General features: G+C 61.8%; 13 protein-coding genes. 9 read left to right on the forward strand and 4 right to left on the reverse strand.

The genetic code is table 11. The features are described 5' to 3' along the window. Nucleotides 1-114 precede the first annotated feature (114 nt). A complete protein-coding gene (gene betT, locus NMB38_RS00930; protein WP_165919275.1) occupies nt 115-2076 on the forward strand; it encodes a choline transporter BetT in 1962 nt (653 codons plus the stop codon). 80 nt (nt 2077-2156) lie between these two features. Here betT and tauD read toward each other — a convergent pair whose 3' ends face one another. From tauD to tauA, 4 genes are read right to left on the reverse strand one after another with little or no spacing between them, the layout of a single operon-like run. Beyond that, a complete protein-coding gene (gene tauD / locus NMB38_RS00935; RefSeq protein WP_027914135.1) occupies nt 2157-2990 on the reverse strand; it encodes a taurine dioxygenase in 834 nt (277 codons plus the stop codon). A 48-nt stretch (nt 2991-3038) separates the two neighbouring features. Continuing rightward, nucleotides 3039-3878, reverse strand: coding sequence for a taurine ABC transporter permease TauC (gene tauC / locus NMB38_RS00940; protein ID WP_028688185.1), 840 nt, complete (start codon nt 3876-3878; stop codon nt 3039-3041). Next, nucleotides 3875-4660 (reverse strand): taurine ABC transporter ATP-binding subunit, encoded by a 786-nt coding sequence (gene tauB, locus NMB38_RS00945; RefSeq protein WP_028688184.1) that lies wholly within the window; start codon nt 4658-4660, stop codon nt 3875-3877. The genes tauC and tauB overlap by 4 nt, the downstream gene beginning before the upstream one ends. Nucleotides 4661-4687: 27 nt before the next feature. Further along, nucleotides 4688-5659, reverse strand: a complete 972-nt coding sequence (tauA, locus tag NMB38_RS00950; protein WP_028688183.1) for a taurine ABC transporter substrate-binding protein — start codon at nt 5657-5659, stop codon at nt 4688-4690. A gap of 491 nt (nt 5660-6150) precedes the next feature. Here tauA and NMB38_RS00955 point away from each other — a divergent pair, with 491 nt between their 5' ends. The 8 genes from NMB38_RS00955 to NMB38_RS00990 all read left to right on the forward strand — a co-directional run bounded on the left by NMB38_RS00955 (nt 6151) and on the right by NMB38_RS00990 (nt 13186). Beyond that, complete coding sequence (locus NMB38_RS00955; RefSeq protein WP_027914131.1) at nt 6151-7485, forward strand: OprD family porin; 1335 nt, start codon at nt 6151-6153, stop codon at nt 7483-7485. A 161-nt stretch (nt 7486-7646) separates the two neighbouring features. Then, entirely contained in the window at nt 7647-8288 is a 642-nt protein-coding gene (locus NMB38_RS00960; protein ID WP_049696777.1) for a peroxiredoxin, read from the forward strand. Nucleotides 8289-8470: 182 nt separating this feature from the next. After that, nucleotides 8471-9064 (forward strand): NADPH-dependent FMN reductase, encoded by a 594-nt coding sequence (gene ssuE / locus NMB38_RS00965; protein WP_494354872.1) that lies wholly within the window; start codon nt 8471-8473, stop codon nt 9062-9064. An 84-nt stretch (nt 9065-9148) separates the two neighbouring features. After that, nucleotides 9149-10114, forward strand: a complete 966-nt coding sequence (locus tag NMB38_RS00970) for a sulfonate ABC transporter substrate-binding protein (RefSeq protein WP_027914129.1) — start codon at nt 9149-9151, stop codon at nt 10112-10114. 57 nt (nt 10115-10171) lie between these two features. Then, nucleotides 10172-11320, forward strand: a complete 1149-nt coding sequence (gene ssuD, locus NMB38_RS00975; RefSeq protein ID WP_027914128.1) for an FMNH2-dependent alkanesulfonate monooxygenase — start codon at nt 10172-10174, stop codon at nt 11318-11320. A gap of 10 nt (nt 11321-11330) precedes the next feature. After that, entirely contained in the window at nt 11331-12128 is a 798-nt protein-coding gene (gene ssuC / locus NMB38_RS00980; RefSeq protein ID WP_027914127.1) for an aliphatic sulfonate ABC transporter permease SsuC, read from the forward strand. Next, a complete protein-coding gene (ssuB, locus tag NMB38_RS00985; RefSeq protein ID WP_028688181.1) occupies nt 12125-12937 on the forward strand; it encodes an aliphatic sulfonates ABC transporter ATP-binding protein in 813 nt (270 codons plus the stop codon). The genes ssuC and ssuB overlap by 4 nt, the downstream gene beginning before the upstream one ends. Nucleotides 12938-12970: 33 nt before the next feature. Continuing rightward, nucleotides 12971-13186, forward strand: a complete 216-nt coding sequence (locus NMB38_RS00990) for a TOBE domain-containing protein (protein WP_003255829.1) — start codon at nt 12971-12973, stop codon at nt 13184-13186. Nucleotides 13187-13192: the final 6 nt, after the last annotated feature.

Below are 13192 nucleotides of genomic sequence, written 5' to 3' on the forward strand. Positions count from 1 at the left end.
GTTCATCAGGAGGATTCCTTTGCTGAACCCGTTAATTATGCGTCTTTCGTCCTTTGACGAGGTGCACACGCCATGAGTGCACCGACCCCTTCGCTTGCCCCTGGCAAGATCCGCATGAACCCCCCGGTGTTCTATTTTGCGGCAAGTTTCATCCTCATCTTTGGCCTTGTGGTCATCATCAACCCGGAGAGTGCAGGCCAGTGGTTGCTGGCGGCGCAGAACTGGGCTGCCAACACGGTAGGCTGGTACTACATGCTGGCGATGACCCTGTATCTGGTCTTCGTGGTGGTCACCGCCGTATCCGGCTACGGCAAGATCAAGCTCGGTGCCGACCACGACGAGCCCGAATTCAGCTACCTGTCATGGGCGGGCATGCTGTTCGCTGCGGGGATCAGCATCACGCTGTTCTTCTTCTGCGTCTCGGAACCGCTTACCCACATGCTGCAGCCGCCCCAGGGTGAGGGGGGTACGGCTGAGGCGGGGCGGCAGGCGATGCAGATCCTGTTCCTGCATTGGGGCCTGCACGGTTGGGGCGTCTTTGCCTTCGTCGGCATGGCGCTGGCTTATTTCGCCTACCGGCACAACCTGCCGCTGGCCTTGCGCTCTGCGCTCTACCCGCTAATCGGCAAGCGCATCAACGGGCCTATCGGCTATGCGGTCGACGGCTTCGGCATCATCGCCACGGTATTCGGCCTGGGGGCCGACATGGGCTTTGGCGTGCTGCACCTCAACGCCGGCCTGGATTACCTGTTCGGCATCAGCCACAGCCAGTGGGTGCAGGTGGTGCTGATCACGCTGATGATGGGCGCGGCGGTAGCCGTGGCAGTAGCCGGTGTGGAAAAAGGCGTACGGGTGATGAGCGACATCAACCTGTTCCTGGCCTGTTCGCTTTTGCTCTTCGTGTTGTTCGCAGGCCCCACCCAGCACCTGTTCAATACCCTTATCCAGAACCTGGGTGACTATTTGGGTGCCTTGCCGCGCAAGAGCTTCGATGTCTATGCCTATGGCGATAACCGTGAGTGGCTGGGTGGCTGGACGGTGTTCTACTGGGCCTGGTGGATCGCGTGGGCGCCGTTCGTGGGCTTGTTCATCGCGCGCATCTCCCGTGGGCGGACCATTCGCGAGTTCGTCTTCGGTGTGCTGCTGATTCCGCTTGGCTTCACCCTGGCGTGGATGTCGATCTTCGGCAACAGCGCACTGGACCAGGTCATCAATCACGGCATGACCGCGCTGGGCCAGGCCGCGTTGGACAACCCGTCCATGAGCCTGTACCTGCTGCTGGAGACCTACCCGTGGAGCAAGGCGGTGATTGCCATGACGGTGTTCGTCAGCTTCGTGTTCTTCGTGACGTCGGCAGACTCCGGTACCGTGGTGCTGTCCACGCTGTCGGCGACCGGCGGCGATGCAGACGAGGACGGCCCGAACTGGCTGCGCATCTTCTGGGGCGCCATGACGGCACTGGTGACCAGTGCCTTGCTGTTCGCCGGCAGCATCGACTCGCTGAAGTCAGCGGTGGTGCTCACCTCGTTGCCCTTCTCGCTGATCCTGTTGTGCATGATGTGGGGGCTGCACAAGGCCTTCTACCTGGAGTCGCAGCGCCAGATCGCGCAGATGCATTCGCTGGCTCCCTTCGCCCAGTCACGCCGAGGCCGTGGGGGTTGGCGCCAGCGCTTGAGCCAGGCGGTGCATTTCCCTTCGCGGGACGAGGTGTACCGGTTCATGGACGATGTGGTGCGCCCGGCCATTGCCGATGTGCGTGAGGTGTTCGAGCAGAAAGGGCTGGTGCTGATCACCCAGGACGACCCGAGCCATGACAACGTCAGCTTGAAAGTCGGCCATGGCGATGAACAGCCGTTCATCTACCAGGTGCAGATGCGCGGTTACTTCACGCCCTCGTTCGCCCGTGGTGGCCTGGGTGCCCATGAGTTGAAGAACCGTCGCTATTACCGGGCGGAGGTCTACCTCAGCGAAGGCAGCCAGAATTACGACCTGGTGGGCTACAGCAAGGAACAGATCATCAACGACATCCTCGACCAGTACGAACGGCACATGCAGTTCCTGCATTTGGTGCGCTGATCGACCCGTCCTGGAAGGGCGAGCCTCATGGCTCGGCCTTCCAGGATCGCCCCGCCTCTCTCCGACTAAGCGCCTTCCGGCTAATAGGGCGCATCGCCCAGAATGGTTGCCCTGTGCATCACCCGCCGGTTCGGCCGGTAGTCGTCCACTGCGTAATGCTGGGTGACGCGGTTGTCCCAGAACGCTACGTCGTTTTCCTGCCAGCGCCAGCGGATCGTGAACTCTGGCCGGGTGGCATGAGCGAAAAGAAGCTTCAGCAGTGCCTCACTTTCCGATTCGCTCAATTCATTGATGCGCGTGGTGAACCCCTCATTGACGAACAGTGCCTGGCGCCCGCTGGCTGGATGCGTGCGTACCACCGGATGAGATAAGGGTGGGTTTTCACGCCGGGTCTGCTCCCAGCGCGCCAGATCCTGCGGAGTTGTGCCAAAGCGCTCCAACGGGAATGACTTGGTGAAGTCGTGGGTCGCCGTCAGCCCGACCAGCATCGCCTGCAGCGGCGCTGACAATCCCTCGAAGGCTGCAATGCCACTGGCCCACAGGGTATCGCCGCCATAGGCCGGCAAGTGCTTGGCACTGAGCACTGCGCCCAGGGCCGGTGTCGGCAGAAAGGTCACGTCGGTGTGCCAAACGGCGTTGTCACGGACGTCAGTGACCGCAGTATCGAGCACCAGCACCTGGGGCGTATCGGGTACGTTGGGGTAGATGGGGTGGATGTGCAGGTCGCCAAAGCGGGCCGCAAAACGCGCCTGCTGGGCGGGGGCGATGGGCTGGTCGCGGAAGAACAGCACCTGGTGGCGAAGCAACGCGTGTTCTATGGCGTCGCGCACCTCGTCGCTGATGTCGCGGGCAAGGTCCACGCCGCCGATCTGTGCGCCCAGCGCCGGGCTGAGTGGGGTAATGGTCAGGCTCATGTCGGTCTCTTCAGGCAGGCGCCCTTGCGGGCGCACGAGCGGTAGGGTTCAGTGGCTTTGCCCGTGCCAGGGCACCAGTCGGCGTTGCAGCGCGCGTAGGCTCATCTCCAGCGCGAACGCGATCAGCGCGATCAGCAGGATGCCCAGCACCACCACATCGGTGACCAGAAATTGCGCGGCCGACTGCACCATGAAGCCAAGGCCGCTGGTGGCGGCGATCAGTTCGGCCGCTACCAGCGTCGACCAACCGACGCCCAGGCCAATCCGAATGCCTGTCAGAATGTCGGGCAGCGCACTGGGCAGGATCACGTGACGAATCAGCTGGGCCCTGGTCGCACCCAGCGATTGCGCGGCTCGCAGCTTGGCCGGGTCGGTGGTGCGCACGCCCGTGGCAGTGGCGATGGCGATGGGCGCGAAGATCGCCAGGTAGATCAGCAGCACCTTCGACAGCTCGCCGATCCCGCACCAGATGACAATCAGCGGCAAGTAGGCGAGCGGGGGGATAGGCCGGTAGAACTCGATCAACGGGTCGAAGATGCCCCGTGCCACGCGGCTATAACCAATGGCGATACCTATCGGGATGGCCGTGAACACCGCGGCCAGCAATGCCGTGCCGATACGCCCGAGACTGGCGCCAAGGTGCTGCCACAGGCTGGCATCCATGTAGCCCTGGGTGAGCAAGACCCAGGCTTTGGCCGTGATGTCAGCAGGCGAGGGCAGAAACAGGGGCTCGACCCACCCGGCAGCCGTGACCAACCACCAGGTCAGCACTAGGCTGGCCAGGGTCAATGCGCTGATCCAACGGGTGGGCAGCAAGCGAGCCCCGCTGGCGGCAGGTGCTGATTGAACAGTGGGCTCACTGGCCGCTGGTATATCAATGCTGCTCATGCGCGCTCCTGGGATTGACGGTGCGAAAAGACCCGGGCCAGCACATGCTCGCGCGCTTCGATGAAGCGCGGGTCGGACTTGATCGCCCGCGCCGGCTCGCCGTTGGCGTAACGCTGGCCGAAGTCCAATTGAAGCCGCTCGACGATGCGCCCTGGGCTGGGTGCGAGCAGCACCAACTCAGTGGCGAGAAACACGGCCTCCTCTATGTCATGGGTGATCAGGAACACAGGTTTGTCGGCGCGCTGCCAGATATCCAGCAGCAGCGTCTGCATGTGCTCGCGGGTGAACGCATCCAGGGCACCGAACGGTTCATCCATCAGCAGTACGCCAGGGTCGGCGGCCAATGCACGGGCCAGGCCCACGCGCTGCTTCTGGCCGCCTGAAAGCTGCCATATGCGCCGCTCGGCAAACTCTGCAAGGTCGACCAGGGCGAGCATCTCGCGGGCTCTGGCTTCACGTGCCGCGCGTGGCACGCCGGCCAGTTCCAGGCCGAAGGCGACATTGCCCAGCACGTTCTGCCAGGGCAGTAGGGCATCATCCTGAAAGACCACGCCACGCTCGGCCCCTGGCCCCTGCACGGGCACGCCGTCGAGCGTGATGCGTCCCGCGCTGGGGCTGACGAATCCTGCGATCAGGTTCAGCAACGAGGTCTTCCCGCTGCCCGAGGGCCCAAGCGCCACCAGCAACTGCCGCGGCCCTACGCTCAGGGTGATGTCGGCCAGCACCGGGCTCGCGGCACCAGGGTACTGTGCGCTGATGCGCTCCAGTTCGAGCAAGGCCATGTCAGGCTCCTGTCATTGGCTGCAAATTCAGTGGGGGAGGTACTGGGCACTGACGTAGGGGCTGTAGTCCGGCAGTACGGCCTCGACCTTGCCTTGCTGCTTGAGGAACGTGGCCGTGTCGGTCAGGGCCTGGGTAGTGGGCGCACCCAGGGCGCTGGCCTGGTCTGCGGCCAGCGGGTAGACGTTGCCTTGCAGCAACACCGGGATGTCCGAAGGCTTGGCGCCGGACAGCTTGGCCAACTTGGCGACGTTGTCCTGGTTCGCCAGCCAGGCTTGCGGGTCCTTTCGGTAGTCGGCATACGCCTGCAGGGTGACCTGCGCGAAGGCCCTGACCACGTCGGGGTGCTTGGATGCGAAGTCCTTGCGCACGATCCAGGCGTCGAAGGTGGGGGCCCCCGCCTTGCCCAGCTCGCCCGAGGTGATCAGCACCTTGCCGGTTTCCTTCGCCACGCCCAGCGCAGGGTCCCAGACATAGGTGGCGTCGATGTCGCCACGTTTCCATGCCGCGATGATCGCGGGCGGTGCCAGGTTCACGATCTGCACCTTGGCAGGATCGATGTTCCAGTGCTTGAGTGCTGCCAGCAGGCTGTAGTGCCCGGTTGACACGAAGGGAACAGCGACTTTTTTGCCCACAAGATCCTGGGGTGTCTTGATTTCATCGCGCACCACCAGCGCTTCGCCGGCCCCGATCTGCGTGGCGATCAGGAACGTCTCGATCGGCAGCTTGCGCGTTGCGGCGGCTGCCAATGGGCTGGAGCCCAGATAACCAATCTGCACGTCCCCACTGGCAACGGCGGTGATCACATCGGCACCATTGTCGAACTTGCGCCAGTCGATACTGGCTTTGGTCGCCGTCTCGTAGTCGCCATCGACCTGCGACACCTTGGCAGGATCGACCGTCGTCTGATACGCCACGGTCAAGTCTGACGCCTGGGCCATCCAGCTGGCGCCAGCAAGGGCTAAGGTACTGAGAATTCGCAGGGTGCGGTGCGGGTTCATGGTGAGCTCTCATCGGGTAAAGGATGCATGAGCTAAGGCTAATTGATCTAAAAAACTAAAAATAAATAACTTTTAAGAATTAGCTTAGCGCGTGTTTGGCACCCTTGGTCGATGCTTGACCACGCGCAATGGCAAAATCAGCCGACGCTGCTAGGCTCAGCGTCCCTATAGATCCAATTGGAATGAGGTTATGAGCAAACGATTGCAAATAGCCGGGGGTTATGAGAAACCCACTTGCTACAACAAAATGCAGTAATGGTTCCTTACATATTCCTTAAAAGTCTTACCGATTCACAAAACAGTCATTTTGGATTTATAGGATTGTCATTATCCTGTAGCGCAGGTTGGCGCCTTAGACCAAAGTCGCGAAACGTTTAGAAATGATTGACTAAAGGGTCACGCTTTGGGACTAAATCGCCCATCCACGGTGAGCGGGGCAACAGACCCGGCCGCCTGAGATACACAAAAATTAGAACGTAGAGGAGCAAAGCATGTACAAGTCCAGCCTGGCCATGGCCGTGGCACTGGGTGTTCTCGCCCAACAAGCAGGTGCTGCCGGTTTCGTTGAAGACAGCAAGCTGTCGGTCAGCTCGCGCACCATGTACTTCAATGGCGACAACCGTGACGGCGGCGCCGACAACCGTGAATCGGGCCAGGGCTTCAAACTGGATTACCTGTCCGGTTTCACCCAGGGCACCGTTGGTTTCGGTGTAGACGCCCAGGCTCTGTGGGGCATCCACCTCGATGGCGGCCGTGGCAAACACCCTGACAACAGCAGCTTCTTCCCAAGCGATTCCGACGGCTCCGCCGTCAGCCAGTGGGCTCGCCTGGGTGCCAACGCCAAGGCCAAGTTCTCCAAGACTGAAGTCCATTACGGCAGCGCCCTGGCGCCTAACCTGCCGATCCTGGTCTCCAACGATGGCCGTCTGCTGCCGCAGACCTTCGAAGGTGGCACCCTCCAGTCGAAGGAAATCGACAACCTGACCATCAACGCCGGTCAGCTGACCCACGCCATGGGCCGCGCCTCGAGCAACCGCACCGGCCTGTCGGTCAACGGCGCCTTCCGTGACAGCAACAAGTTCCGCTATGGCGGCCTGGACTACAAGCTCACTCCAGACCTGACCCTGCAGTACTACTACTCGAACCTGGAAGACTTCTACAAGCAGCACTTCCTGGGCGCTACCCACGTCTTCAAGATCGCTGACGACCAGTCGTTCAAGACTGACCTGCGCTACTTCAACAGCAGCAGCGATGGCCGTAACGGTGACTCGGGCTACACCTTCAACAACAACGGCGGCTTTGCCAAGACGCCTGGCGAGGTCGACAACAAGACCTGGTCGGCAATGTTCACCTACACCCTGGGCGGTCACTCGCTCATGCTCGGTCACCAGCGCGTCAACGACGACGGTGGTTTCGTCTGGTTGAACCAGGGTAGCGTGCGCAAGGACGGTTCGCGTTCCTCGCTCGAAGGCGCCGGCGGCGCCAGCTTCTACCTGTTCACCGACAGCATGATCAACCAGTTCGCCAAGGCCGGTGAGAACACCACATTCGGTCAATACGCCTACGATTTCGCGCGCCTCGGCGTACCGGGCCTGAAGGCTTCGGTTTCCTACCTCAAGGGTGAAGACGGCAAGAACGCCAGCGGCAATGGCCACTTCAGCGAGTGGGAACGTGACGCCCGGATCGACTACGTCATCCAGGAAGGCACGTTCAAAGGCCTGGGTGCGAGCCTGCGCCACGGTGTATACCGCGGCACCGGTGAAAGCTCGTTGGCCGATCAGGACCAGACCCGTTTCATCGTGAACTACACTTACAATTTCCTGTAAGCCGTAGCCACATTAAAGAGCCTCGCCTGATGCGAGGCTTTTTTGTGACCAAAATTTGTTATGCATAAAAAGCATTAACAAAGCTTTATTTATTCTTTTTAAGTTTGAAGAAATTCAGGCACATTCATTCCACAGGCACCCCAGCACAGGAGCTGCATCCCATGAGCCTCAAACTCGGCGATATCGCCCCGGATTTCGAACAGGATTCCAGCGAAGGCAAGATCCGTTTTCACCAATGGCTGGGCGACAGCTGGGGCGTGCTGTTCTCGCACCCTGCCGACTTCACCCCGGTGTGCACCACCGAATTGGGGCTCACGGCCAAGCTCAAGGATGAATTTGCCAAGCGCGGAGTCAAGGCCATTGCACTGTCGGTCGACCCGGTCGACTCGCATCACCGCTGGATCGACGACATCAACGAAACCCAGCAGACCGTGGTCAACTTCCCGATCCTCGCCGACGCCGACCGCAAGGTGTCCGATCTGTACGACCTGATCCACCCAAATGCCAGCGATACCCTCACCGTACGCTCGCTGTTCATCATCGACCCGAACAAGAAAGTTCGCCTGACGATTACCTACCCCGCCAGTACCGGGCGAAACTTCAACGAGATCCTGCGGGTCATCGACTCGCTGCAATTGACCGATTCGCACAAGGTCGCCACGCCAGGCAACTGGCAAGACGGCGACGACGTGGTGATCGTTTCTTCGCTCAAGGACGAAGAAGAGATCCGGCAACGCTTTCCAAAAGGCTACAAGGCGGTCAAACCCTATCTGCGTCTGACGCCTCAACCGAACCGAGCGTGAATACTGTGTTGCATAGCGCTTAGCCAAGCAGGGATTTTCGGGCCGTTTCGACGGCCCTTTTTTTTTGACCAAAAAACCGACCAGTAAATACCTAAATCGAATAAATAAAGAATTAAATATGATTTATAGATATATAAAGATGCTGATAATGTCGTCCTACCGTAACCCAAGGAAGCGCAGCAATGCTGGTCGTATTAATCGGTGGTAGCCCAAGTCCTCGCTCACGCTCAGGCGTGTTGCTCGAACGTTCGCGGCAGTGGCTCGAGCACCGTGGCGTTGAAGTCGTCACCTTGCAGGTGCGCGACTTTCCTGCCGAAGACTTGCTGCATGCCCGCTTCGACAGCTCGCACGTGCAGCACTTCCAACAGTTGGTGGCCCAGGCCGATGGCCTGATCGTTGCCACGCCGGTGTACAAGGCTTCGTTCGCTGGCGCGCTGAAAACCCTGCTTGACCTGCTGCCCGAGCGCGCATTGGCCAACCGGGTAGTACTGCCCATCGCAACGGGCGGCAGCATTGCCCACATGCTGGCCGTGGATTACGCCCTCAAGCCCGTGCTGTCGGCTCTCAAGGCCCAGGAGACCCTGCAAGGGATCTTTGCCGACGACAGCCAGATCGCCTATGCCGAAGGCAATAAGCCGGCCCAGCTGGCGCCTGCCCTCGAAGAGCGGCTGCACGACTCGCTGGAAACCTTCTACCTGGCCCTGGCCAGGCGCCCGCGCCCGGTAGCACCCGGTGTGCTCAATGATCGCCTGATCAGTGCTCGCTGGAGCATCTGATCCGGCAAACCCGCTGTATCACCTTACTCGCCCGTCAACGAGGCAAGCAGGTGCAACCCGAACCCCATCGCACAGGAGAGCGCCATGCGCACAATCTTCTTGCGTCGTGGTCTGGTCGCCCTGTTTGCGGCGGCTGTGTCCCTCGGCGCCATCACCCAGGCACAGGCTGAAACCCTGCGCATCGGTTATCAGAAATACGGCACCCTGGTGCTGCTCAAGGCCAAGGGCACGCTGGAAAAGCGCCTGGCCGAGCAGGGCGTGCAGGTGCAGTGGACCGAGTTCCCCGGCGGCCCTCAGCTGCTCGAAGGGCTGAACGTCGGTTCTGTCGATTTCGGCGTGACCGGCGAAACGCCTCCGGTATTCGCACAGGCCGCCGGGGCCGATTTGCTGTACGTGGCCTACGAGCCTCCCGCACCTCACAGTGAGGCCATCCTGGTGCCCAAGGACTCGCCGATCCAGTCGGTGCAGGCACTCAAGGGCAAAAAGGTCGCCCTCAACAAGGGCTCCAATGTCCATTACCTGCTCGTACGGGCACTCGAAGACGCAGGCCTGAAGTACACCGATATTCAACCGGTCTACCTGCCCCCGGCCGATGCGCGCGCAGCGTTCGAGCGTGGCAGTGTCGATGCCTGGGTGATCTGGGACCCGTACCAGGCCGCCGCCGAGCAGCAGCTGCAAGCCCGCACCCTGCGTGACGGCCAGGGCCTGGTAGACAACCATCAGTTCTACCTGGCCACGCGCAGTTATGCGAATCAGCACCCGGCCGTCATCAATACCGTCATCGAACAGGTACGTGCGGTCGGTGAGTGGTCGCAGGCCAACCCGCAGGAGGTCACCGACCAGGTCGCTCCGCTGCTTGGGCTCACGCCGGACATCACCCTGACGTCCGTCAAGCGCCAAGGCTACGGCGCAGCGCCCTTGACGCCGGACGTAGTGGCGGCCCAGCAGAAAATCGCAGACACCTTCCAGACGCTCAAGCTCATACCCAAGCCGCTGCGCATCAAGGACGTGATCTGGACACCCCCGGCCAAGGTTGCCAGTGCACCTTGATTGATCTGCCCGTGCCGGGCCTTCCCCGGCTCAGCTATCCCTTAGGAGACAACTCCAATGAGCCTCAACATCTTCTGGTTCCTCCCCACGCACGGTGATGGCAAATACCTGGGCACCGCGCAAGGCGCCCGGGCGGTCGACCATGGCTACCTGCAGCAGATTGCCCAGGCGGCCGACCGCCTGGGGTTCGGCGGCGTGCTGATACCCACCGGGCGCTCCTGCGAGGATTCCTGGCTGGTGGCCGCCTCCCTGATTCCTGTTACCGAACGGCTGAAGTTCCTGGTAGCCCTGCGCCCTGGGATCATCTCGCCGACAGTCGCCGCGCGGCAGGCCGCCACGCTCGATCGCCTGTCCAATGGCCGGGCGCTGTTCAACCTGGTAACCGGTGGTGATCCGGATGAGTTGGCCGGTGACGGCCTGCACCTCAATCATCAGGAGCGCTACGAAGCGTCTGTCGAGTTCACCCGCATCTGGCGCAAGGTGCTTGAAGGCGAAGAAGTCGACTACGACGGCAAACACATCCAGGTCAAAGGCGCGAAGCTGTTGTACCCACCCATCCAGCAGCCTCGTCCACCGTTGTATTTCGGTGGTTCGTCCGAAGCCGCCCAAGACCTGGCTGCAGAGCAGGTCGAGCTGTACCTGACCTGGGGCGAACCGCCCAGCGCGGTGGCTGAAAAGATCGCCCAGGTGCGCGATAAGGCAGCTGCTCAAGGGCGCGAGGTGCGGTTTGGCATTCGTCTTCATGTGATCGTGCGCGAGACCAATGCGCAAGCGTGGGAAGCGGCTGAAAAACTGATATCCCATCTGGACGACGACACCATCGCTCGCGCCCAGGCATCGCTTGCCCGTTTTGACTCGGTAGGGCAGCAGCGCATGGCCGCGCTGCACAATGGCAGCCGCGACAAGCTCGAAGTCAGCCCCAACCTGTGGGCTGGGGTAGGCCTGGTTCGCGGAGGTGCAGGCACTGCGCTGGTGGGCGATGGCCCGACCGTCGCCGCACGGGTCAAGGAGTATGCCGCCCTGGGCATCGACACTTTCATCTTCTCCGGTTACCCGCACCTGGAAGAGTCATACCGGGTGGCCGAACTGTTGTTCCCGCACCTGGACGTACAACGGCCTCAGCCTGCCACCGGCGGCGGCTACGTGAGCCCGTTCGGCGAGATGGTTGCCAACGACATCTTGCCCAAGTCCGTGGCCCAGCGATGAGGGGTACTGTATGAGTCGCAAAGCCTCGAATACCGTGACAGAGCGCTTGGCGCCCTGGGCGCTGCCGGTACTGCTGCTGGCCGCGTGGCAACTGGCGGTCAGCGCTGGCTGGCTGTCAACCCGCATTCTGCCAGCGCCAAGCGCCGTACTGTCAGCCGGCGTCGACCTGGTACGCAGTGGAGAGATCTGGACGCACCTGGCCATCAGCGGCTGGCGTGCCGGGCTGGGCTTCGTGATCGGTGGCAGCATTGGCCTGGTGCTGGGCTTCATCACCGGGCTGTCCAACTGGGGCGAGCGCCTGCTCGACAGTTCGGTACAGATGATCCGTAACGTGCCGCACCTGGCCCTGATCCCGCTGGTGATCTTGTGGTTCGGCATCGACGAGTCGGCGAAGATCTTTCTGGTCGCGCTGGGCACGCTCTTCCCCATTTACCTGAATACCTACCACGGGATCCGCAATGTCGACCCGGCCCTGGTGGAAATGGCGCGCAGCTACGGGCTTTCGGGGTTCAGCCTGTTTCGCCAGGTGATCCTGCCCGGTGCCTTGCCTTCGATACTGGTGGGCGTGCGCTTCGCACTGGGCTTCATGTGGCTGACCTTGATCGTCGCCGAAACCATTTCGGCCAACGCCGGCATTGGCTACCTGGCGATGAACGCCCGGGAGTTCCTGCAGACCGATGTGGTGGTGCTGGCCATCGTGCTGTACGCCGTGCTCGGCAAGCTCGCCGACCTGGCTGCCCGTGGCCTTGAGCGTGTGTGGCTGCGATGGCATCCGGCTTATCAAGTTGCCAGGAAGGAGGGCGCATGACCGTGCTCAAGGACAATCCGCCACACCTGCTGCGTGGCATTCCATTGGCCGCCAAGGGCCTGCTTAAAACCTTCGGCTCGCGCGAGGTGCTAAAAGGCATCGACCTGCATGTCCCGGCCGGCCAGTTCGTCGCCATTGTCGGCCGTAGCGGTTGCGGCAAAAGTACCTTGCTGCGCCTGCTGGCTGGGCTCGACCAACCAACGGCAGGGCAACTGCTGGCAGGTGCTGCACCGCTGGACGAGGCACGGGAAGAAACCCGCCTGATGTTCCAGGACTCGCGGCTGCTGCCGTGGAAAAAGGTCATCGACAATGTGGGGCTCGGCCTGTCCGGCGATTGGCGTGCCAGGGCGCTGGATGCGCTGGAGGCAGTGGGCCTGGCCGACCGCGCCAACGAATGGCCCGCAGCCCTCTCGGGCGGCCAGAAGCAGCGCGTTGCGCTTGCCCGCGCACTGATCCACCAACCGCGTCTGCTGCTGCTGGACGAACCGCTAGGTGCGCTGGATGCACTGACGCGCATCGAAATGCAGCAACTGATCGAGCGCCTGTGGGGCCAGCATGGTTTCACCGTGCTGCTGGTGACCCATGACGTCAGTGAAGCGGTTGCGGTGGCAGATCGCGTGATCCTGATCGAGGACGGCGAAGTCGGGCTCGACCTGACGGTCGACCTGCCACGGCCACGACCGCGCGGTTCGCACCGCCTGGCCGCGCTTGAAAGCCAAGTGCTCAACCGAGTCCTTTCTGCGCCGGGCACTGCGCCCGAGCCGGAGCCTGTTGCCCCCCTGCCCACGCAGTTGCGTTGGGCGCACTGAACCCCCAGAAGCCATCGAAAAGGAAACACCCCAATGACCATCAAAGCCATCAACGTCCGTAATCAGTTCAAAGGCACCGTCAAGGAAATCCTCGAAGGCCCGGTGCTGTCGGAAATCGACGTCCAGACCGCCTCGGGTATCGTCACATCGGTCATCACGACCCGCTCCGTACGTGAACTGGAACTGCAAGTGGGCAGCGAGGTGATTGCCTTCGTGAAGTCCACCGAGGTATCCATCGCCAAGCTGTGATCAAGC

Source organism: Pseudomonas sp. FBCC-B35, assembly GCF_059133755.1.

Coding starts and splice junctions, on each gene's coding strand:
- ssuE (WP_494354872.1), top strand. CDS start 8,471: ATGCTGGTCGTATTAATCGGTGGTAGCCCAAGTCCTCGCTCACGCTCA.
- NMB38_RS00960 (WP_049696777.1), top strand. CDS start 7,647: ATGAGCCTCAAACTCGGCGATATCGCCCCGGATTTCGAACAGGATTCC.
- ssuB (WP_028688181.1), top strand. CDS start 12,125: ATGACCGTGCTCAAGGACAATCCGCCACACCTGCTGCGTGGCATTCCA.
- tauA (WP_028688183.1), bottom strand. CDS start 5,659: ATGAACCCGCACCGCACCCTGCGAATTCTCAGTACCTTAGCCCTTGCT.
- tauC (WP_028688185.1), bottom strand. CDS start 3,878: ATGAGCAGCATTGATATACCAGCGGCCAGTGAGCCCACTGTTCAATCA.
- NMB38_RS00990 (WP_003255829.1), top strand. CDS start 12,971: ATGACCATCAAAGCCATCAACGTCCGTAATCAGTTCAAAGGCACCGTC.
- ssuD (WP_027914128.1), top strand. CDS start 10,172: ATGAGCCTCAACATCTTCTGGTTCCTCCCCACGCACGGTGATGGCAAA.
- ssuC (WP_027914127.1), top strand. CDS start 11,331: ATGAGTCGCAAAGCCTCGAATACCGTGACAGAGCGCTTGGCGCCCTGG.
- tauB (WP_028688184.1), bottom strand. CDS start 4,660: ATGGCCTTGCTCGAACTGGAGCGCATCAGCGCACAGTACCCTGGTGCC.
- NMB38_RS00970 (WP_027914129.1), top strand. CDS start 9,149: ATGCGCACAATCTTCTTGCGTCGTGGTCTGGTCGCCCTGTTTGCGGCG.
- betT (WP_165919275.1), top strand. CDS start 115: ATGAACCCCCCGGTGTTCTATTTTGCGGCAAGTTTCATCCTCATCTTT.
- NMB38_RS00955 (WP_027914131.1), top strand. CDS start 6,151: ATGTACAAGTCCAGCCTGGCCATGGCCGTGGCACTGGGTGTTCTCGCC.
- tauD (WP_027914135.1), bottom strand. CDS start 2,990: ATGAGCCTGACCATTACCCCACTCAGCCCGGCGCTGGGCGCACAGATC.